Origin of the sequence: Dietzia sp. Alg238-R159 (genome assembly GCF_900537145.1) — a bacterium.
Classification (GTDB): Bacteria; Actinomycetota; Actinomycetes; order Mycobacteriales; family Mycobacteriaceae; genus Dietzia; species Dietzia kunjamensis.
This window is the reverse complement of record NZ_UNRI01000001.1, coordinates 778187-799037: the sequence shown is the minus strand read 5'-3', so window position 1 is coordinate 799037 and position 20851 is coordinate 778187. Positions and strand designations below refer to the sequence as shown.

The window sequence follows — 20851 nt, the reverse complement described above, 5'->3', positions numbered from 1 at the left end:
TGAGCCCGCTCACCCCTGTCCCGTGATGCCCATCACCATATACTTGCAACTCCTAGTAATCCATAGCCGGGCCCCGGTCGACCCCGGACCCTCCCCTTTCGGGTGTACCGCCAGCCCTCGCGGCAGCCCTACTGTGAGCTGACTCACTCATACGTTCCGTCGAAGGAGCATCCATGCCCCCGCTGCCCACCGAGGCCACCGTCCGGTTCCGCGCCGCCCGCGACTTCCTCCAGGCACACGCGCTGGACTACGACGCCGCGCGGGACGGATTCGCCTGGCCCGAGCTCGACGAGTGGAACTGGGCACTGAACTGGTTCGACGTCCAGGCCGAGGGGAACGACGACCCCGCCCTGTGGATCGTCGAGGAGAACGACGGCGGCGGCGCCCCCACCGAGGCCAAGTACTCGTTCGAGGAGATGCGGGTCCGGTCCGACCAGACGGCCAACTGGCTGCGTGAGCGGGGCGTCGAGCCCGGCGACCGCATCCTGCTCATGCTGGCCAACCAGGTGGAGCTGTGGGACGTCATGCTGGCGGTGATCAAGCTCGGTGCCGTGGTCATCCCCGCCACCACGCTGCTCGCCGAGGGCGACCTGCGGGACCGCATCGCGCGCGGCGGCATCAAGCACGTCATCGCGCGCGGCGAGCTGGCCGAACGGTTCGCCGACATCTCCGGCGACTACCAGCGCATCTCGGTCGGCGGGGACGAGCGGGGCGGCACGCCGGAGGGCTGGACCGACCTGGCCGGAGCGATGGACGCCTCCCCCGACTTCGAACCGACCCACACCACCCACGCCGACGACACCCTGCTCCTGTACTTCACCTCCGGCACCACGAGCAAGCCCAAGCTCGTCGAGCACACGCACGCCTCCTACCCGGCGGGCCACCTGTCGACCATGTACTGGATCGGCCTCCAGCCCGGCGACGTCCACCTCAACGTCTCCTCCCCCGGCTGGGCCAAGCACGCCTGGTCGAACGTCTTCACCCCGTGGATCGCGGGGTCGTGCGTGTTCATCTACAACTACTCGCGCTTCGACGCCGCGGCGATGATGCGCGAGATGGACCGCTGCGGCGTGACGAGCCTGTGCTGCCCCCCGACCGTGTGGCGGATGCTCATCCAGGCCGACCTGACCCAGCTGCAGGTCCCGCCCCGCCTGGCGGTGGGCGCGGGCGAGCCGCTCAACCCCGAGGTCATCGGCCGGGTCCGGGACGCGTGGGGGGTGACGATCCGCGACGGGTTCGGCCAGACCGAGACCACCGTGCAGATCGCCAACACCCCGGGCCAGCCCATCAAGGACGGCTCGATGGGCCGCCCGTGCCCCGGCTTCGACGTGGTGCTGGTCGACCCGGCCACCGGTCGGGAGCTCGCCGGCGACGGCGCGGAGGGCGAGATCTGCCTGCGCCTCGACCCCCGCCCGCTTGGACTGATGGTCGGTTACCACGGTGATGCCGAGCGCACCGACGCCGCCTACGCGGACGGCTTCTACCACACCGGCGACGTGGGGTCCCGCGACGCGGAGGGCTACATCACCTACGTCGGGCGCACCGACGACGTGTTCAAGTCCTCCGACTACCGGATCTCGCCGTTCGAGCTGGAATCGGTGCTGCTCGAGCACCCGGCCGTCGCCGAGGCCGCCGTCGTCCCCTCCCCTGACCCGGTGCGGCTGAGCGTGCCCAAGGCCTTCGTCGTCCTGGCCGGCGGCTGGGAGCCCACCGAGGCCACGGCGCGCGAGATCTTCGAGTACTCGCGCACCCACCTGGCCGGCTACAAGCGGGTCCGGCGCCTGCAGTTCACCGACCTGCCCAAGACAATCTCCGGCAAGATCAGGCGGGTGGAGCTGCGCCGCGGCGAGGTCGACAACGGTCCGTCGGTGGACTTCCCCGGTGAGTTCCGCGAGGACGCACTGCGCTGACGGTGGACGCCGTCCGGGGCGTGCGAGGACGGGCGACGACGACGAGGTGGTCGTCCCCGTCCGGTGCGCGGTCCGCGGGCGGCCGCCACGCGACGCGGGTCCCGAGGCGGCTCACGTCCGGAGGAAGCCGTCGATCTCCTCGGGCGTCCACGGCGCATGCGAGTGGAAATCGCGGTACGCCAGGATCTGCGCCTCCGGCGTGGGGAATCGTCCGACGAAGCCGCCCGATCCGGCGAAGACGCCCCCGGTGATCCCCGCGGAGAGGTCGGAGACGAGATAGGTGTAGAGGGGTGCGACGTACTCCGGGCCCGCCGGGTCCAGTGCCCCGGCCACACTCAGCTCGTCGAGCATTCCCCGGCGCCCCAGGTCCCGGATCTGCTCCTCGTAGGCCTCACCACTGGACAGACGGGTGCGCGCGCCGGGGCACACGACGTTCGCCCGGACCCCGTGCTCGGCCAGTTCCGCCGCGATCGCCATGGTGAGTGAGGTGACGGCGCCCTTGCCGGCCGAGTAGCCGGTCCCGCCGTAGTCGCCCTTCCAGGCGAACGACGACGTGGTGACGATCGCACCCGTTCCCGCCTCCACCAGGTGTGGCGCGAAGACGCGACACGGGGCGAACACCGTGCCCAGGTGGGCGTCGATGAGGTCGGCGAAATCGGCGTGGGACACCGTGAGGATCGACGACCCCGCCGGTTCGGGCACCCCGGCGCACGTGATGAGCCCGCCCACGACCGAGTCCCCCTCCCTCGCCCGGGCGAGCAGCTCCTCGGCGACGGCGGGCTCGTGCGCCGACCCGGCGACGCCGCGGATCCGGCCGGTCGACCGTGCCGCGAGGTCGTCGACCTGCTCGGCCAGCGCCCGTGGATCCCGGCCGTTGAGCACGACGTCCGCACCCCGGGCCGCCAGGTCCTCGGCCACCGCGGACCCGATCCCGCGCGAGGATCCGGTGACGGCGTACGCCCGCCCGCCCAGGTGGAGCGCGGTCACTGCCGGCGGTCGTGGTCGGGTCCGCGGGCGGCGAGGGTCCGCTTGGCCCACCCGTAGTCCGTCTTGCTGCTGGGGTGCCGCTCCACCTTGTCGACGACCCAGAACGCGACCGGGATCTTGAACCCCGCCAGGGTCGCGCGCAGCGCCTCCTCCAGGGCCGCGAAGTCCCCGGTGTGGCCGTCATCCCACTGGAGCACCGCCCCGACCCGGTGGCCGAACCGCTCGTCCGTCACGCCCAGCGCCACGGCGTCCTGCACGCCCTCGGCTGCCTTGAGCGCCGACTCGACCTCCTCGGCGAAGATCTTCTCGCCACCGGAGTTGATCACCTGGCTGCCCCGGCCGAGCATGATGATCGTGTCCGGGCCGTCGTACCTGCCGCGATCGCCGGTGAAGACCCGCCGGGTCCCGGCGATCTCGCGGAACGTCTCCGCCGACTTGGCGGCGTCCTTGTAGTAGCCACTGGGCTGGTAGCCGGCCTTGACGATCCAGCCGATCTCGGTGGAGTCGTCGGGCAGCGGCTCGTCGAAGTCGTCCACCAGTTGCAGGCCGCTGCCCCGGGGGATGCGGGGGCCGTGGTCTGCGAACAGGGACCCGTCGTCGACGTTCGCCCTCGTCACGACTCCCAGGCCGCCGAAGCCGCTCTCGGACGACCCGAACGCGTCCATGATCATGAGATCGGGGCGTAGCTCGAAGAGTTCGGCCTTGACCGACGGCGAGAACAAGGCCGCACCGGAGCTGACCATGAACACGCTCGAGGTGTCGGCACCGGTGTTGCGCATCCGTTCGAGCATCGGCCGCACCATGGCGTCGCCGGCGAGGACGACGATCTGGATCTTCTCGCTCTCGATCTCCTCGAGCACGTCGGGCGCCCGGAAGTGCGGCAGGTAGTGGCACGTGCCCCCGGAGAACAGCGCGGTGAACGAGGGCATGAGCCCGGAGGTGTGGATGAGCGGGAGCAGCACGAGATAGCGTGCGGGGTCCCCGCCCAGTCCGGCACGGGACTGGTGGTACTCGTCGGGCACCGGCTCCCCGGTGTAGTAATCACTGCCGCCGCCGAGGCTGCGCCACAGGTCCTCCTGCCGCCACATCACGCCCTTCGGCTTGCCGGTGGTACCGCCCGTGAAGACGAGGAACAGGTCGTCCGCACTGCGTTCCACCGGTGCCCGGTCCGGCGAGGCCGCGGCGAGGAGCTCCCGGGCGTCGAGCGTGCCGGACGGCAGCTCCCCCGCCCCGGATCCGTCCTCGACCACGATGAGGTGACGCAGCCGCTCCGCGTCCCCGACCGCACCCGCCACCGCCGGGGTGAACTCGCGATGGAAGACCAGGGCGCAGGAGTCGGAGTAGTCGTACAGGTACCCCAGCTCGGATCCCGCGTAGCGGTAGTTGATGCTGACGGGCACGGCGCGGAGTTTGAGGACGCCGAGGAACAGCGCGATGCAGTCCACCCCGTTGCGCAGGTGGATCGCCACGTGATCGCCGGGACCCACCCCCCGGGAGGCCAGCCCGTCCGCCCACCGGTTGGCCTCGGCCTCCAGGTCCGCGTACGTGAGCCGGCGGTCGTCCTCCACCACCGCGAGCCGGTCGCGTCCGTACGCGTCGACCGCCTGCTCGAAGAGATCTGCCAGGGTGTGTGCCATTACGGGGTCCTCCGGGGCGGGCTACTCGGGTGGAGCGGACTCGTCGGGTGGGGTCGGCTCAGACGGGCGTGATGGGGAGCGGGGTGCGGGTGGGCCCGAAGGTGAACGCCGCGCCGGTGCTGATGCGGGTGACGGCGGCCTCCTCGCCCTCCGTGGCCGGCTCGTCGCCCAACCGCAGGACCGCCTCCACGTGCGAGCCGTCCGTCGGGACTCGCTCCACTGTCCAGTGCGGGTCGACGGCCTGCGCGGCGGCGGCGAGGGGCCGAAGGCCGTCCCGGGCGAGCAGCGGAAGCCAGGTGTCGTCGGCGAACCCGTCGGCCGCGGTGTCCCAGCGGACCGTCAGCTCGGTGCCGTCTGCGGACACCTCCGACGAGAAGCCGGTGTAGGCGGTCGGCCCGGCCATCGGGTGCAGGTCGAGCACGGTGGCGAGGCCGAGCGTGTCGGGGCCCACGCCCAGGACCTCGCGGATCCGTCCCGCCGCGACACCGGCGATGCCGGTGGCCTGATAGGCGAGGAGCCGGTCGGCGGTCTCGGTGTCCGACCGACGCCGCACCGACTGGTGGAAGCCCACTGCGAGCAGGTGCATCTGGAGATAGACCTCGCGGGTGATCCGGATGAGTGCGGCAGAGGTGAACTCGGAGAAGACCAGGTCCGTCAGCAGCGGTCCCGCATAGTCGTCGCGCGGGCCCTCGCCGGCGGTGTCCCGGGGCGCCGGGGGGTCGAACCGGAAGCCGATGATCCGGCTGGACGCGGACTCGAGCGCGGGTCCGGGCACCGGGAACGGCTCGCCGTCCGGGTCGATCCGCACCCGCCAGTGGCAGTGCGGGGTGCGGCCCTCCGGGGCGCGGAGCGGGCGGTGGATGGGTTCGACGACCGCGAGCGGGTTGGTGGCCAGCGCGGTGGCGGGAAAGGTGGGGTCCTCGATGTCGTGGCACATGGTGGTGACCAGCCGGTCCCCCATCGGCTCGACGTCCATGAGGGCGCCGCAGTGGTCCAGCCAGAACTCACCGTTGTCGTGGTCGGTCACCGAGTACCGGAAGTCCATGAACTCCGGCGGGGCGCCGACGTCCAGTTGGAAGCCCTTGAAGATCTCGGCGACCCCGTCGCCGGTGATCGACAGTGCGTCCTTCATGCGGCGGGCGTAGTGGGGACTGGCGGCCTGCCATTCCTCGATCGCCACGTCCCTCATGCCGTCGACGCCGAACTCGCCGAGCAGGGCGGGCATGCCGGCCCGATCGATGAGCTGGCCGACGAGCAGCAGGTCGGGCAGGAGCCGGGCGAGCGTGGCGTGGTCGAGGGCCTCGAGGGGATCGCGTGGCGAGGAGTTGCTCACGGGACTCAGACCTCGTCCGGGGAGGAGACGGGCCACAGCGGTGCCGGGCCGTCCTCGATGCGGTACCAGCCCGCCGGCTTGTCTCCGGCCGCCTCGAACCGCTGCTTCATGGAGTCGGTCAGGACGTCCGCCTCGTACATGCGCATGAACAGGTCGACGACGTTGCCGAAGTCGAAGAAGTCGCGGTGCCACGCCCACTGCTGGTTGCCGTTGTAGAGGAACCAGGATCCGCCGAACCCGTGGACCTCGTACGGCTCGCCCGTCCTGGGGTCGACGGTGTCGCGGGCGATCTGCTTCCACAGGCACAACACGTCCCCGGTCTCCGGGTCGATGATCGTGCGGACGTACGGGTACTCCCAGCCGTCGAGACCGGCCATCTCCTGCCCGAGCGCGATGTCGCGGATCTCGTCGCGGCCGACCGCCATGAAGTCGTCCTTGGTGCCGTAGTTCCACCCGTAGGTGGCGTCCTCGGCGTAGAAGTCGGCCAGCGGCGTCCAGTCCTTGTTGCGCTCGCACACCGCGTTGGCCTCGATCCAGCGCTCCACGAACTCGGCGATCTCGGCGCGGTCGTATCGGGTCACGTCACTCGCTCCTGGGGCTTTCCTGCGTCGGGGCTGGGGTGTCGACCAGGCGCAGCGCCTGTGTCGGGCAGTACTTGACGGCGGCCTTGACGGCCTCGAGTTGGCTGGCGGGTATCCGGCCCCGCTTGGCCCGTACCTTCGCCTCGGGCCCCTTGGGCACCGTGAACCACTCGGGCGCCTCGGCCTGGCACTCGGCGTGGGCCTGGCACAGGTCGAAGTCGACCTCGACCCGCATCGGCGACTCCCCGCCCATCAGCGACGCCTCCTCCGGTAGCGGACGGTGCACGGCTGGGCCAGCTGGACGACCATCTTCGAGTGGTCGTTGTGGTAGCTCTCCGCCGGCTGGGCGAGCTCGAACTCGAACTCCCGCAACAGGACCGAGAAGATGGCCTTGATCTGCAGCTGGGCGAATGCCGCCCCCACGCAGCGGTGCCGGCCGGCACCAAAGGGGATCCAGGTCCAGCGGTTGACGATGTCCTCCTGCCGCGGTTCCGCGTAGCGGTCCGGGTCGAACGCATCCGCGTCGGGGAAGTCCACCGGCAGCCGGTTGGACACCGCCGGCGAGGCGGCGACGGTCTGGCCGGCGTGGACGACGTAGTCCCCGATCCGCACGTCCTCCTGGGCGACGCGCATGAGGATGATGATCGGCGGGTGCAGCCGCAGCGTCTCCTTGAGGGCGTTCTCCACCTTGGGCATCTGCCGCAGCGCGCCGAAGCTGTACTCGGCACTGTCCGCGTAGACCTCGTCGAGTTCCGCCACGACCTGCGAGAGGTACTCGGGATGATTGAGCAGTTCGATGAGCAGCCAGGCGCTCGTCCCCGAGGTCGTGTGGTGCCCGGCGAACATCATCGAGATGAAGATGCCGGTGACCTCGTCCGGGGTGAACCGGTGCGTGCCGTCGTCGTTCTTCACCGAGACCAGCACGTCGAGAAGGTCCCGGTCCTCCTTGTCGGCGGGCGGGTTGGCGACGCGGTCGTCCATGATCGCCGAGACGAGTTCGACCAGCCCGGCGCGGGCCGCGTCACGCTTGCGGAACGCGGGGATGTCGGCGTAGGCGTCGATGTAGGCGTGGGGGTCGGTCCCCTGTTCCAGGTCGTGGTACAGGTGGGCGAACCGGGAATCGATCTGCTCGCGGAACTTGGGGCCGATGAGGCACGCCGACGAGGTGTAGATGGTGAGTTCGGAGAACCACTCGAGCAGGTCGATCTCGCCCTCGTCGCCCCACTCGGCCACCATGCGCTGGACCTCGTGCGGGATGGTGACGGCGTGCTGGCGCATGTGGTCACCGCGCAGGGCGGTGTTGTGGAGCATCTCCGAGCGGCGCTCGGGGCTGGCGTCGAAGACGACGCCCTCACCGAACACCGGGGTCATGAAGGGGTAGGCGGCCGCCTGGTCCAGCGCCTCGTCGGGGGCCCGGAAGAACGCCTCGTTCGCGGCGGCACCCGAGGCCAGGCAGATGTCGCGGTCGGCGATCCGGAACACGCCCAGGTCGCCGCACTCCTGTCGGACCCGCAAGACAGGCTGATCGGGTCGGTGCGCAACTCGTCCATGTGGCCGAGTTCGCCCTCTCCGCCGGACACGCGCTGCGGCTCGTCCAGGCCCGAGAAGTCGGTGGGCTCGTCTGTGGAACTGTCGATGCTGGTCACGAGTAGTCCTCCTCGATGGGGGCCTCCGGCTGGATCTCCAGCTCGGTGAATTGGGCGCCGCGGGGCATGGACACCATGGCGGTGACCCCGCACGCGAGGTCGGCGGGTTTGCACATCCGGGGATGACGACCGAATCCGTGCCTCACCCATTCATTGATGACGGCCTCGGCCGTGTCCTGGTCGAAGTCCGTGCCCATCTCGGTCATCACCGGACCGGGCCGGACCACGCCGAGCCGCACCCCGGTGCCCTCGAGCTCCCGGCGGGCCTGCTTGGCCATGGTCTCCAGTCCGGCCTTGGCCGCCACGTACGCGCCGGAGCGAGGCCGGGCCGTGTAGGCCACGTCGGAGCCGATGAGCACGACGTCCCCGCGGCGGCGGTCGATCATGCCGGGCAGTACCGCGTGCAGCAGGCGGTGGACGGCGAGCAGGTGGATGTCGATTTGGGCGGCGAAGTCGTCCGGGTCCATCTCCCAGACCCGTGCCATCTTCAGGCTCCCGGCGCTGGAGATGAGCACCTCTGCGGGGCCGTACGCATCGGCAGCCGCGACGACGAACCCGGCGACGGAGTCGGCGTCGGCGACATCGACCTCCCGGGCCGTGGCCTCGCCCCCGGCCTCGCGGATGGTGCGCACCAGGTCGTCGAGCCGATCCGCGCGGCGCGCGCCCACGACGACCGGGTGCCCGACTGCCGCGAGAGACTCGGCACTCGCGCGGCCGATGCCCGAGGAGGCGCCGGTGACCAGGGCGGGACGTTCGGAGGCGTCCGGGTGGGACGGGAACCGCAGGCTCATCAGCGCGCCACCTCGACCCGCATGGGCAGATGGGCGAAGCCGCGGACGTTGGAGGAGTGGACGCGCTCGGCCCCGGGGAGCAGTTCGTAGCCGGTGATCGTGCGGGCGATCGTGTCCAGCGCGATGCGGCCCTCGAGCCGGGCGAGGTGCGCCCCCAGACAGAAGTGGGGTCCCTGACCGAAACTCAGGCTCGCCGTGGTGTCCCGCGCGAGATCGAAGGCGTCGCCGCGGTCGAAGACCTCCTCGTCGCGGTTCGCGGACCCGATGAGCAACAGGACCTTCTGGTCGGCGGGGATGGTGACACCCCGGATCGTGGCGGGCTCGGTGGTGGTGCGCAGGACCATCTGACTCGAGGTGTCGAAGCGCAGCGTCTCCTCCACCCAGGCCGGCGCCAGGGCGGGATCGTCGAGCACGGCCCGCGACTGGCCGGGGTGCTCGTGGCCCCAGAACAGGGCGTTGGCCAGAAGCTTGGTCGTGGTCTCGTTGCCGGCCACCACCATGAGGAACAGGAAGGACAGGATCTCGTCGTCGTCCAGCTTCTCGCCGTCGATCTCGGCGTCGAGCAGCGCGGAGGTGAGGTCCCCGGTCCGGGCGGTACGACGCTCGGCGACCATCCCCTGGTAGTAGGTGATGAGGTCGAGCGCGGCCACCATGGAGTCCTCCGGCACGTCCTGCACGCCCTCCTCGCGGTGCATGACGAGGTCGGCCAGCCGACGCAGTTCGGCCCGGTCGACCTCCGGTACGCCCATGAGATCCGAGATGACGTCCATGGGCAGCTTGCCCGCGTAGTCGTCGACGAAGTCGATGGTCTCCCCGTCGCGGGACCGGGCCAGGCACTCGTCCCAGTGCTGCCGCGAGATCCTCGAGATCCCCTCGGACAGGGCGTCCACGCGCCTGGAGGTGAACCCCTTGCTCACCAGTTTGCGCAGGCGGGCGTGGCGGGGATCGTCCATCGCGAGGAAGGACATCGTCTTGTAGGCGTGTTAGGAACGCCTTTCGGAAAGCGCCGTTCTGACGATCGGATAGCGCGCGTATGAGCATCCGGTAGCGGACCCGCAGAGATTTCGCCCGGCTCGCGCACATACGACCGGTGCCCGCCGTTCCAAGGCGAACGCACGGGCCGCGCGCGACACCGGGTCCGGGTTGGTGCCCGCTTCTTGATCCTCACCGACCGGACGGGCAGGTCAGGATGCACCGCTCTGAGTGAGTCACACGCCATCTCCGTGGGGTTCAATGACGTGCTGCTCGTCCCCCGGGAATTGGATGGCCATCCCGGGAGCTAAGACGCCCTGCAACCCCAGTTCACAACTGTTAGCTGCTGGCGGCGTATTGGGGGCAGTCAGGCTGGCGGCGCTCCGCCAACTGGGCGGGGGACTTGGTCAAGTACGCGGCGTCGGTGTTAGAAGGAGCGGCACCGGTTCGGCCTGCCCTACGCGATCAAGAGACGTCCGTGTTGTCACCGCCCGGGCCCTGGCGAGCAGGGGGGAACAGGGAGTCTGGCGGGTGGCACTTGCCGCCATCGAGGCGCTATCCGGTAGCCGTCCGAACGCTATCCGATCGTCAGAACCGTGCTATCCGAAGCACGTCCCAAACAAGGCGTGCGGCCCGTACGCGGCGGGGTCCAGCGAGACCCCCATGGCGTTGGAGAACACGTCCGGCGCGCGGAACGCCTCGCGGACGTCCGCGTGCCTGCTCAGCGCCCAGAAGTCGAGGTCCGGGTTGTTGTAGACGGGCGCCTCGGCGCGGAGACGGGCGTAGAACGGGTAGGGATCCTCGTGCACCGCGTAGTCGTACGGGCTGAACACGAGCGGAGCGGGCGTCGCGGTGGTCATCTCGGGCGTCACCTCAGGATCAGTCGTGCTGCGGATTCGATCGCGTCTGCCATGTCCGAGTAGGAGCCGTAGCCCATGCCCGCCCGGACGAGTGCCCCGGCGTAGACCATCTCCAGCGCCTGGACCACCTCGTCGTCGTTCCGCTCCCCCAACGCCGCCACGAGGCGACGTCGGATATCGGCGCCGATCCGTACCCGCAGGTGGGAGACCTCGGGGTCGTCGCCCAACAGGGCGGCGGTGACGGCCGACGACAGTTCCGGCTCGTCGGCGAGGAGGAGCGCGACGTCGCGCAACACGGCGACCACCCGGTCGGCGGCGGAGCCACCGTCGGCGGCCTCGGTCACGTGGTCGTCCAGACGGCGCCAGAACACCTCCGCGATGAGGTGGCCCTTGGAGGAGAAGTACGTGTAGGCGGTCGCCGGTGCGACGCCGGCCCTGGCGGCCACGGCACGGACGGCCAGGCCTCCCGGACCCTTCTCCCGCAGCACCTCGACCGCCGCGCTGGTCAGGCGGTCGACGGTCTCGGCCTGCTGGGCGTTGAGCCTGCGCCGCGTCGATTCGAACCGAAGATCACTGGACATGTGTCTGGACAGTACACCACCGTCCGGACTATCGTCTAGACAGCTGTCCAGCCACTCTGGATCGATCCACCTCGGCATCGATCCACCGCTGAATCGACCCACCACGACGGAAGGCTCCGAAGTGACGACGAGCATCGCCGACACCGCCCCCCCTGCTGATCGGCGGTGAGCTGCGACCCGCGACCGGGGGCGCCACGTTCGACGTCCTCAACCCGGCCACCGAGGAGGTCATCGGCCGGGCCGCCGACGCCGGGCGCGAGGACATGGACGCGGCCATCGCCGCCGCGCGCACCGCGTTCGACACCACCGACTGGTCCTGGGACCACGCGTTCCGTGCGCGGTGCCTGCGCCAGCTCCGCGACGCACTTCAGGGACACATCGAGGAGCTGCGGGCACTGACCATCGCCGAGGTCGGCGCGCCCCACATGTTCACGACCGGCCCCCAGCTGGAGGGGCCCGTCGCGGACCTGGGCTGGCTCGCCGACCTGGTGGAGGCCTACGAGTGGGTCACCGAACTAGGGGAGTCCGAGATCATGGGCGTGCGCTCCAACCGCTCGACCCGGCCCGAGGCGATCGGCGTCGTCGGGGCCATCACCCCGTGGAACTTCCCCAACCAGATCAACTTCGCCAAGATCGGCCCCGCGCTGGCCGCCGGCTGCACCGTGGTGCTCAAGCCCGCCCCCGACACCCCGCTCATCGCCGCGGCCGTGGCCCGGATCGCCGCCGAGGAGACGGACATCCCCGCCGGCGTACTCAACGTGGTGTCGTCGTCCGACCACGGCCTCGGCGAACAGCTGACCACCGATCCTCGCGTCGACCTGGTCTCCTTCACCGGATCCACCGCGACCGGCAAGAAGATCATGGCCGCCGCCGCCGAGACGCTGAAGAAGGTCTTCCTCGAACTCGGCGGCAAGTCCGCCGCGGTCGTGCTGGACGACGCCGACCTGAACTCGGCGTGCTTCATGACCGCCCTCAACGCGTGTACGCACGCCGGCCAGGGTTGTGCGCTGACCACCCGCCTCGTCGTGCCCCGCGAGAGGTACGACGAGGCGGTCGAGGCGGCCAAGGGCGCCATGGCGGCATTCGCCCCGAAGGACCCCAACGACCCGGGTGCCTTCTGCGGCCCGGTCATCTCCGCGGTCCAGCGCGAGCGCATCGAGGGCTACATCGCCCTGGCGCGCCAGGAGGGCGGGACCATCGAGATCGGCGGCGGTCGCCCCACCGGCGAGGGCATGGAGCGCGGGTTCTGGGTGGAGCCGACCCTCACTCCGGTCTCGACAACTCGGCACGCGTGGCGCAGGAGGAGATCTTCGGCCCCGTCCTGGTGGTCATCCCCCACGATGGCGACTCCGATGCGATCCGGATCGCCAACGACTCCCCGTACGGCCTGTCCGGAGCCGTGTGGGGCACCGACCCCGAGCGGATCGAGAAGGTCGTGGCCGGCATTCGCACCGGCACCCTCGGCGTCAACGGCGGCCAGTGGTACGGCGCCGACGTGCCCTTCGGCGGGTACAAGCAGTCCGGCATCGGCCGCGAGAGGGGCCGCGAGGGCTTCGAGGAGTACCTCGAGATCAAGTCCGTGGCCACCCCGGCCTGAGGCCCCGGACAGCCCCGGACAGCCCCGGACAGCACCGGAGAGCACCGGAGAGCCCGGGCACCCGGCACCACTGGCCCGGCACCTGGCCCCACACCACTCACCAGCACCACTCACCAGCACCACCCCATCCAGCATCACCACGCCGACAGGAAGAGACACACACGACATGGGACGTTTCGACGGTAGGACCGCCATCGTGACCGGAGCCGCCGGCGGCAACGGCGAGGAGTACGCCAAGGCCCTCGCGGCCGAGGGCGCGAACGTGGTGGTCGCCGACGTGTCGACCGAGAACGGGGAGCGCGTCGCCGCGGACATCGTCGCCGCGGGCGGCCGGGCGGTCTTCCAGCACACGGACGTCTCGGACCCCGACTCGGCCAACGCCTGTGCCGAGGCCGCGGTCGAGGAGTTCGGCCGCCTGGACATCCTGGTCAACAACGCCGCGATCTTCGGCGGCATGAAGCTCGACTTCCTCATCACCGCGCCGTGGGACTACTACGAGAAGTTCATGTCGGTGAACCTCAACGGTCAGCTGCTCATGGTCCGCGCCTGCTGGGAGAAGATGGCCGCCGCCGGCGGTGGCGCGATCGTCAACCAGTCCTCCACCGCGGCGTGGCTGTACTCGGGCTTCTACGGCCTGGCCAAGGTCGGCGTCAACGGCCTCACCCAGCAGCTCGCCACCGAGCTGGGCGGCTCGAACATCCGCATCAACGCCATCGCTCCCGGGCCGATCGACACCGAGGCCAACCGCTCCTCGACCCCGCAGTCGATCGTCAAGGAGATGGTCGACAAGCTGCCCATCAAGCGCATGGGTCAGCCGGAGGACCTGGTGGGGATGCTGCTGTTCCTGCTGTCGGACGAGGCGTCGTGGATCACCGGGCAGATCTTCAACGTCGACGGCGGACAGATCATCCGGTCATGAGCGGGCATCCGATCACGAGCGACCCGGCCCCGGCCCCCGAACAGAAGCCCGCCCTGCGGATCGGCCCCGGCGGTCCCGGCGACTCCCCCGCCCCGGTCGGGTTCATCGGCCTGGGCAACATGGGTGCGCCGATCGCGAAGCGCCTCCTGGCCTGGCCGGGCGGACTCGTGGTGTGCGACGTGCGCCCGGAGACGACCGAGCCGTTCGTCGCCGAGGGCGCCACCGCCGCCGCCACCGGTGCCGAGGTCGCCCGCACGGCGCGCCTGGTGTCGGTGACGGTGCTGGACGACGCCCAGGTGCGTGACGTCGTCGACGGACCCGAGGGGATCCTGCGCACCGCCGCACCGGGGACCGTGATCGCGGTCCACTCCCCCATCGCCGACTCGACGGCTGTTGAGCTGGCCGAGGTGTGTGCGGCGGCCGGCGTCCACCTGGTGGACGCGCCGGTGTCGGGTGGCGCGCAGGGGGCGGAATCGGGTCAGCTCGCCGTGATGGTCGGTGCGCCGCGCGAGGTCTTGCTGTGGGCGGGCATGCCCGTGCACGCCGGGGAGGTGGGTGCGGGCACGCGGATGAAGCTGGCCCGCAACCTCCTGCACTTCATCTCGTTCACCGCCACCGCCGAGGCCTCCCGGCTGGCCGAGGCCGCGGGCATCGACATCGCGAAACTGGGCCGGGTGGTCCGCCACACCGACGCCATCACCGGCGGCGCCGGGGCCGTGATGCTGCGGGACACCACCGCGCCGATCGCCACCGACGACTTCTGGCACGGCGTGTTCACCCACGTCCGTGGCCTGGGAGAGAAGGACCTGTCCCTCGCCCTGGGCCTGGCCGACCGGCTGGGCGTGGACCTGCCCCTGGGCACCATCGCGCTGCGCGACCTGGGCACCGGGTTCGGTGTCGGGCCGGGTGAGCTCGCCCGCCGCGCGGACGTCCGCGCGTCCGACGGCGTGTCCGGCGATGCGGGCGGGACCGGACGAGACCACGACGACGAGGAGAACCGATGAGCGACGCCGCGGACGCCGGGATGAGCCCGGAGCGCGAGCACGGTCTGGCCATGATGACCGAGGTGTACGGCTTCGAGATGTCCGACGGGCCGGGTGATTATTTCGCCGAGACCGCGGACCACCTGTTCGGCAGGATCTGGTCCCGCCCGGGCCTGAGTCACCGCGATCGCCGGTTGCTGCTCCTGGGGGCGCTGACGGCCCAGGGCAACACCGACATCGCGGACATCCAGGTGGGGGCGGCGTTGGGGAACGACGAGCTGACGCCCGAGGAACTGGAGGAGATCGTGGTGTTCCTCTGCTACTACGCGGGCTGGCCCAACGGGACCAAACTCGGCAACGTGGTGGGCCCGCACGTGGCGCGTGCCCGCAAGGCCGCCCGCCGCGCCGAGAGCTGAGGGGCGGGCGCTAGGTTGAAACCCATGACCGCACCCGAGATCGAACCCGCGCTGCTCGCCGTAGCGCTCGCCGCCCCCGGCTTCATGCCGCTGGAGGAGGGCATCACCCTGTACGACATTGCCTGCGAGTTCCTGGGCGACGGTGTGGGAGTGGAGATCGGCACCTACTGTGGCCGCTCTACCGTGTTCCTCGGCGCGGCCGCCCGCGTGACCGGCGGCAGCATCGTCACCGTCGACCACCATCGGGGCTCCGAGGAGCACCAGCCCGGCTGGGAATACCACGACACCTCGCTGGTGGACCCGCACACCGGCCGCCTGGAGACCCTCGGCGCGTTCCGCCACACCATGTGGGACGCCCGACTCGATGACGTGGTGACCGCCGCGGTGGGCACGTCGACCCAGGTGGCCCGCGTCTGGGGCAAGCCCGCGTCGTTCGTCTTCATCGACGGAGGCCACTCCTCCGAGGCGGCGCAGGCCGACTATGAGGGCTGGGCACCATGGGTCGAGATCGGCGGGGCGCTGCTGATCCACGACGTGTTCCCGAACCCGGAGGACGGCGGCCGTCCCCCGTACGAGATCTATTGCCGCGCGCTCGAGTCGGGCCAGTTCACCGAGGTCCGGGCCGTGGACTCGCTGCGCGTGCTGCGCCGCGGCTCCGGCGAGGTCGGCGCGCCGATGCCCTGAGCCCCGCACGCCCTTTACCCGCACCTCCAAGGATCCGCTACCCGGAATCCGGATCCGCTACCCCGATTCGAGTAGCGGATCCGGATTCGGAGTAGCGGATTTCGTGGTTCGCGGAGAGCCGGGGCGGGGCAGCGGCGGGGTGGGTCACACCGCCCAGCGGCCGCCGGCGCTCCACGGGTCGCCGGGTGAGGGCCGGCCGCGCCGTGAGTGCAGGAACCGCCCGACCACGGCCGCGCCCAGGTCGTCGACGTCCGGCGCCACCACCGTGCCGTCGACCCTCCGGGCCAGCGCGTCGAGGAACCGGGACAGACCCGGGTCGTCGCCCAGCCGGAAGAAGGTCGTCTGCGCCCCGGTGCGGGCGACCCGGTCCAACTCGTCGACGGTGATCCGGATGGTCTCAGGGTCCGGCGGGTAGGCGAACCACGGCTCCCCGCCGCTGAGCAGATGGGCGGTGGGTTCGCCGTCGGTGACGATGAGCAACACCGGCTGCATCGTCGGGTGCTCACGGAAGTACCGCCCGGCGAGCAGGAGCGCATGATGCAGGTTCGTGCCGGCCTCGTACTGCGCGTCCAGGGAGAGCAGGTCCTCCACGGTCCGGGTCTGGGCGAAGCGGCCGAACGAGATGAGCTGCAGCCGGTCCTGCCGGAAACGGGTGCTCACCAGGTGGTGGAGGGCCAGGGCCGTACGCTTCATCGGGACCCACCGCCCCTCCATGGCCATGGAGAACGACGTGTCCACCAGCAGCGCCACTGCGGCCTGGGTCCGCGCCTCGGTCTCCCTGACCTCGATGTCCTCGGGCAGGAGCCGGATCCCCGCACCCGTCTCGCCCCCCTCCGCGGCGATCCGGGAGATCGCATTGCCCACGGTCCTCGGCACGTCCCAGGACTCGACGTCACCGAACTCCCAGACCCGGCTCGACCCCGTCTGCTCCCCCGCGGCCCCCGACAGCCTGGTCTCGCGCGCGCCGGTCCGGCCGGACAACCGCTGCGCGGCGTCGCGGAGCAGTGACCTCCCGAGTTTGCGCAGCGCGGCCGGGGAGAGTCGGAGGTCCCCGTCCGGTCGGCGACTGAGGTAACCGGACTCGCGCATCTGCTGCTCGAGCCGCGACAGCGTCTGCACGGACACCGCCGCCTCGCGACCGAGATGGCGGGCCACCGCCTCCAGGTCGAGTTCGGACAGCGGGGACCTGTCGCTCCGGGAGAGCTGTTCGGCCAGCCGATCGAGGTCCCCGAGTTCGGCCATGGCCGCGGTCCCCTCGGACATCCCCAGCCCCTCGGAGCCCTCGAAGTCCTCCGAGCCGTCCCAGTCCTCGCCCGGACGCAGCGACTGCAGCAGCCCGTCCAACCGGCCCAGCTGCTCCATCAACTCGGGCGAACCGAACGCCTGCTGCGACAGGGCCATGAGCTCCTCCCGCTGCTCCGGCGTCATCGAGCGCATCATCCGCTGGGCCGCGGCCGCCCGCGCGGCGAGGGTGTCGATCAACTCCTCGACGTCCTTCGGCTGCTCCGGGAACGCGTCGGAGTGCTTGTCCATGAACTCACGGAAGTCCTCGGGGGTGTCCTCTCCGCGGGCGTGCTTGTCGAGCAGTTCGGTCAGGTCCGACAGCATCTCCGACACCGCCGCCCGGTCGGCGTCGGTCGCGTTCTCCAGCGCCTGTTTCATCCCGGCGAATCGGGCGTCGAGCACCTCGGCGCCCATGAGGTCCTGGATGCGGCGGTACGCCTCGCGGGCGTCGGACGAGGCCCAGTCGTAGTCCTTGAGTTCCCCGACCGCGGCGGCCGGCGAGTCGGGCAGGTTCTCGATGGTCATCTCCCGCAGGGTGCGGTCCATCGGATCCATGGCGGTGTCGCGGGCGAGCTGTCCCCGCTCGGCGAGCAGCGCCTCGTCGAGCAGCCGGGAGACCTCCTCGAGGGTGCCGCCCAGGTGGTTCCGTTGCAGCAGTTCGCGGCGTCGACGCTGGATGCGTCCGGCCAGCTCGTCGAGGCCTGTCTGGTCGCGGCCGCCGGTGCGGAGGAACTCCCGCATGGACTGCTCCGGGGAGTACCCGGCCATGACGCCCTCGGAGACCGCGTCGAGCGCCTCGGACAGGTCGAGCGGGGGCGCGAGGGGGTCCGGCCCGCCGATGTAGCGCCCGTAGCGGGCGCGGGGCTCTGGTCGCGACATCGCGCACCTCCTGCTCCGGCGGCACCAGGCCGCCGCAGATGATGTCAGCCGTAGACGGCGGCGCCGTCCCCGGTCTCCTTGGACAGACGCCGTGAGAGGTAGAGCCCCTCCAGCGCCAGTTCGATCCCGCCGGCCCGCTGGCCGACGTTGGACGCCCCGACCCTGTCGGCGATCTCATCGTAGAGCCCCGGTTCGGACAGCTCGGGCAGGGCTGCGAGGAATTCGGCGGCGGTGACGCTCGCGCCGGTCGTGAGGGTCACCGACCCGTCGAACGCGTCGACCAGCGGGGTCATGTCGATCCCCCGGAACAGTCCGCGGACGACGTCCACCGTGGCGATGCGCAGCAGGTACCGCAGGATCTCGGTCTCGCGCCCCTCCTCGCCGGGCTCGAACTCGATCTTGCCGCGCAGGACCTCGACGGCGGCGTCCACGTCGACGAGCCGTGCCACGGACTCACCCGGGTCGTCGGCACCCCGCACGGCCGCCCGCCGACGGGCCGCCGCCGCGACGGTCTCCGCGCCGGCGATGGCGAAGCGGGCGGAGACGCCGGAGGCCTGGTTGATCGAGTCGGAGGTGCGCAGCTCGCGCGTGAACCGGGCGAGCAGTTCCATCAGCGGGTCCGGCACCTCGGCGGTCAGCTCGGCTTCCTGCCGCACGACCTCGATCTCGTCGGCCAGGTCGAGCGGGTAGTGGGTCCGGATCTCGGCGCCGAACCGGTCCTTGAGCGGAGTGATGATCCGACCGCGGTTGGTGTAGTCCTCCGGGTTGGCCGAGGCCACCACCAGCACGTCCAGAGGGAGGCGCAGGACGTAGCCGCGGATCTGGACGTCCCGCTCCTCCATGACGTTGAGCAGCGCCACCTGGATCCGCTCGGCCAGGTCGGGCAGCTCGTTGAGGGCCACGATCCCGCGGTTCGCGCGCGGCACCAACCCGTAGTGGATGGTCTCCGGGTCACCCAGTCGGCGGCCCTCGGCCACCCTCATGGGATCCACGTCGCCGATCATGTCGGCGACGGAGGTGTCCGGGGTGGACAGCTTCTCCACGTAGCGCTCGTCACGGTGGCGCCACTGCACGGGCAGCGCATCGCCCTCACGGGCGATCCGCTCGCGCGTGGGTCCGGTGATCGGCGCGAGCGGGTCCTCGCCCAGCTCGGACCCGGCCACGACGGGCGACCACTCGTCCAGCAACCCGACGAGCGTGCGCAGCAGACGGGTCTTGCCCTGCCCCCGTTCGCCGAGGAGGACGATGTCGTGGCCGGCGATGATCGCCCGCTCGACCTGAGGGATCACCGTCGTGTCGAAGCCGTGCATGCCGGGCCACGGATCGCGTCCGGCGGCCAGGGCCGCGAGCAGGTTCTCGCGCAGCTCCTCCCGGAGGGTGCGGCTGGTGTATCCGGCGGCGCGCAGCTCGCCGAGAGTCTTGACGTTCGGCTTATCGCTCACACCGCCCACCGTAGCCCTGCGATGCCACTTCCGCTTCCGGCATAGGGTGGGCACCATGCGTGCAGTGCTGACCCTCGTCCTCAACATCATCTGGCTGCTGACCGCGGGCATCTGGCTGTTCCTCGGCTACGTGCTGGCCGGGATCCTCGCCTGCATCCTCATCATCACGATCCCGTTCGGGGTCGCGAGTTTCCGGATCGCCGCCTACGTGCTGTGGCCGTTCGGCCGGGAGGTCGTCGACCGGGGCCGTCCCGGCGGGGTGAGCACGGTCGCCAACGTCATCTGGTTCCTGGTGGCCGGACTGTGGCTGGCGATCGGCCACGTCGCCACGGCCGTCGCACAGGCCGTGACGATCATCGGCCTGCCCCTGGCGTGGGCCAACCTCAAGCTCATCCCGGTCACGTGCTTCCCGTTCGGCAAGGAGATCGTCCGCTCCGACCGGGCGGCGATGGTGCCGGTCGCCACCCGCTGACCGCCCGGTCGCCACCAGCTGACCACGCACCCCCGCACCGCGGCCGGGCCCGGTCAGTCCTCGATCGCCGGCTGGTGGTGGCTGGCGATCGACACCCGGTTGAAGGCGTTGATCAGCACGATCGTCCACTCGAGCGCCGAGAGCTGCTCGTCGGAGAAGTGGTCGGCGGCGGCTGCGATCGCGGCGGCACGTTCCTCGGCGTCGTCCAGCCGGGTCAGCGTCTCGGCCAGTCGTAGTGCCGCCCTCTCCTGGTCACCGAAGGCGTCGATCTCCCGCCACGCGGGCAGCAGGTCGAGCCGGTCCTGGGAGACCCCGGCCTTGCGGGCCGCCGGCACGTGGGTGGCCAGGCAGGCCGCGCAGCCGTTGAGCTGCGAGACGCGCACGTTGACCAGTTCGAGCAGCGACTCCTCCAGCCCGGCCTCGCCGGAGGCCTCCCGCGAGGCGACGGCGGTGCGGACGAACCGCTTGTAGACCTCGCGCTGGGTGCGGTCCAACTGCGGAACCCCCATGTCAGCCCTCCCCGCCGAATCGCGCCCGGTCGGCGTCCGTGGCCTCCCGGTACGCGCCGGCGAACTCGTCCGCGTTCTTGCCGAGGAAACCCTCCACCATCGAACACACCGGCACGATGGTGATCCCCTCCTCGCGCGTGGCCTCCACCGCGCCGCGCACGAGTGCGGTGCCGATGCCCCGGCCACCGAACTGCTCGTCGACCACGGTGTGGTGGAAGACGCGCTCGCCGGCGTGGTCGCGGAAATTGGCGTGGCCGGCGACCTCGCCGGAGGCGTCCCGGACCTCGAACGCCTCGGTGGAGTCGGCTCGGTCCACGGTCACGGTCGCGCCGGTCTTGTCAATGTACTCGGTCATCTGCGGTGTCCTC

The 20851-nt window shown here is 70.8% G+C and carries 17 protein-coding genes and 5 pseudogenes; 8 read left to right on the top strand and 14 right to left on the bottom strand.

The window, feature by feature from the left end; translation table 11 throughout:
• Positions 1-173 precede the first annotated feature (173 nt).
• Positions 174-1910, top strand: coding sequence for an AMP-binding protein (locus G6R20_RS03725; RefSeq protein ID WP_163375589.1), 1737 nt, complete (start codon positions 174-176; stop codon positions 1908-1910).
• 111 nt (positions 1911-2021) lie between these two features.
• Here the strand turns inward: G6R20_RS03725 and G6R20_RS03720 are convergent, their stop codons facing one another.
• From G6R20_RS03720 to G6R20_RS03710, 3 genes are read right to left on the bottom strand one after another with little or no spacing between them, the layout of a single operon-like run.
• Entirely contained in the window at positions 2022-2897 is an 876-nt protein-coding gene (locus G6R20_RS03720) for an SDR family oxidoreductase (protein WP_132063012.1), read from the bottom strand.
• A complete protein-coding gene (locus G6R20_RS03715) occupies positions 2894-4534 on the bottom strand; it encodes an AMP-binding protein (protein ID WP_163375588.1) in 1641 nt (546 codons plus the stop codon). The genes G6R20_RS03720 and G6R20_RS03715 overlap by 4 nt, the downstream gene beginning before the upstream one ends.
• 58 nt (positions 4535-4592) lie before the next feature.
• Positions 4593-5666 carry a hypothetical protein gene (locus tag G6R20_RS03710; protein WP_240341249.1) on the bottom strand — a complete coding sequence of 358 codons (1074 nt, stop codon included), beginning with the start codon at positions 5664-5666 and terminating at the stop codon, positions 4593-4595.
• On the opposite strand from G6R20_RS03710, the pseudogene G6R20_RS18630 reads away from it, so the two are divergent.
• A pseudogene (locus tag G6R20_RS18630) lies at positions 5654-5746 on the top strand (IS5/IS1182 family transposase); the annotation flags it as partial. The gene G6R20_RS03710 and the pseudogene G6R20_RS18630 sit on opposite strands and share 13 nt — an antisense overlap.
• A 126-nt stretch (positions 5747-5872) precedes the next feature.
• On the opposite strand, the gene G6R20_RS03705 reads toward G6R20_RS18630, so the two are convergent.
• The 7 genes and pseudogenes from G6R20_RS03705 to G6R20_RS03675 form a co-directional block, all read right to left on the bottom strand.
• Positions 5873-6448, bottom strand: a complete 576-nt coding sequence (locus G6R20_RS03705) for a nuclear transport factor 2 family protein (protein WP_067716750.1) — start codon at positions 6446-6448, stop codon at positions 5873-5875.
• Position 6449: 1 nt separating this feature from the next.
• On the bottom strand, positions 6450-6683 hold the full coding sequence (locus G6R20_RS03700; RefSeq protein ID WP_067717007.1) for a ferredoxin: 234 nt from the start codon (positions 6681-6683) through the stop codon (positions 6450-6452).
• A gap of 17 nt (positions 6684-6700) precedes the next feature.
• Positions 6701-7998: pseudogene (locus G6R20_RS03695) on the bottom strand (cytochrome P450).
• A gap of 92 nt (positions 7999-8090) precedes the next feature.
• Complete coding sequence (locus tag G6R20_RS03690) at positions 8091-8885, bottom strand: SDR family oxidoreductase (RefSeq protein ID WP_069388926.1); 795 nt, start codon at positions 8883-8885, stop codon at positions 8091-8093.
• Positions 8885-9868 (bottom strand): annotated as a pseudogene (locus G6R20_RS03685) (cytochrome P450); the annotation flags it as partial. The pseudogene G6R20_RS03685 and the gene G6R20_RS03690, both read right to left, overlap by 1 nt.
• Positions 9869-10480: 612 nt before the next feature.
• Positions 10481-10717: pseudogene (locus G6R20_RS03680) on the bottom strand (cytochrome P450); the annotation flags it as partial.
• An 8-nt stretch (positions 10718-10725) separates the two neighbouring features.
• A complete protein-coding gene (locus G6R20_RS03675) occupies positions 10726-11298 on the bottom strand; it encodes a TetR family transcriptional regulator (protein ID WP_069389549.1) in 573 nt (190 codons plus the stop codon).
• Positions 11299-11450: 152 nt separating this feature from the next.
• Between G6R20_RS03675 and G6R20_RS03670 the strand changes: the two are divergent.
• The 5 genes and pseudogenes from G6R20_RS03670 to G6R20_RS03650 all read left to right on the top strand — a co-directional run bounded on the left by G6R20_RS03670 (position 11451) and on the right by G6R20_RS03650 (position 15897).
• Positions 11451-12895 (top strand): annotated as a pseudogene (locus tag G6R20_RS03670) (aldehyde dehydrogenase).
• Positions 12896-13061: 166 nt separating this feature from the next.
• On the top strand, positions 13062-13814 hold the full coding sequence (locus G6R20_RS03665; protein ID WP_163375587.1) for an SDR family oxidoreductase: 753 nt from the start codon (positions 13062-13064) through the stop codon (positions 13812-13814).
• Complete coding sequence (locus G6R20_RS03660) at positions 13811-14818, top strand: NAD(P)-dependent oxidoreductase (protein ID WP_163375586.1); 1008 nt, start codon at positions 13811-13813, stop codon at positions 14816-14818. Before G6R20_RS03665 ends, G6R20_RS03660 begins: the two co-directional genes overlap by 4 nt.
• Positions 14815-15213: a carboxymuconolactone decarboxylase family protein gene (locus tag G6R20_RS03655; protein WP_240341248.1), complete on the top strand. Its 399-nt coding sequence runs from the start codon at positions 14815-14817 to the stop codon at positions 15211-15213. Before G6R20_RS03660 ends, G6R20_RS03655 begins: the two co-directional genes overlap by 4 nt.
• Positions 15214-15237: 24 nt before the next feature.
• Positions 15238-15897 (top strand): class I SAM-dependent methyltransferase, encoded by a 660-nt coding sequence (locus G6R20_RS03650; RefSeq protein ID WP_163375585.1) that lies wholly within the window; start codon positions 15238-15240, stop codon positions 15895-15897.
• Between the two features lie 144 nt (positions 15898-16041).
• Here the strand turns inward: G6R20_RS03650 and G6R20_RS03645 are convergent, their stop codons facing one another.
• Positions 16042-18060, bottom strand: a complete 2019-nt coding sequence (locus tag G6R20_RS03645) for a VWA domain-containing protein (RefSeq protein ID WP_163375584.1) — start codon at positions 18058-18060, stop codon at positions 16042-16044.
• Between the two features lie 44 nt (positions 18061-18104).
• Positions 18105-19502 carry a sigma 54-interacting transcriptional regulator gene (locus G6R20_RS03640; protein WP_067716772.1) on the bottom strand — a complete coding sequence of 466 codons (1398 nt, stop codon included), beginning with the start codon at positions 19500-19502 and terminating at the stop codon, positions 18105-18107.
• Positions 19503-19557: 55 nt separating this feature from the next.
• Here G6R20_RS03640 and G6R20_RS03635 point away from each other — a divergent pair, with 55 nt between their 5' ends.
• Complete coding sequence (locus G6R20_RS03635) at positions 19558-19974, top strand: YccF domain-containing protein (protein WP_069389572.1); 417 nt, start codon at positions 19558-19560, stop codon at positions 19972-19974.
• Between the two features lie 53 nt (positions 19975-20027).
• On the opposite strand, the gene G6R20_RS03630 is transcribed toward G6R20_RS03635, so the two are convergent.
• Together G6R20_RS03630 and G6R20_RS03625 are read right to left on the bottom strand one after the other, a co-directional pair.
• Positions 20028-20483, bottom strand: a complete 456-nt coding sequence (locus tag G6R20_RS03630; protein WP_069389553.1) for a carboxymuconolactone decarboxylase family protein — start codon at positions 20481-20483, stop codon at positions 20028-20030.
• Between the two features lies 1 nt (position 20484).
• Positions 20485-20838 carry a GNAT family N-acetyltransferase gene (locus tag G6R20_RS03625; RefSeq protein ID WP_119192174.1) on the bottom strand — a complete coding sequence of 118 codons (354 nt, stop codon included), beginning with the start codon at positions 20836-20838 and terminating at the stop codon, positions 20485-20487.
• Positions 20839-20851: the final 13 nt, after the last annotated feature.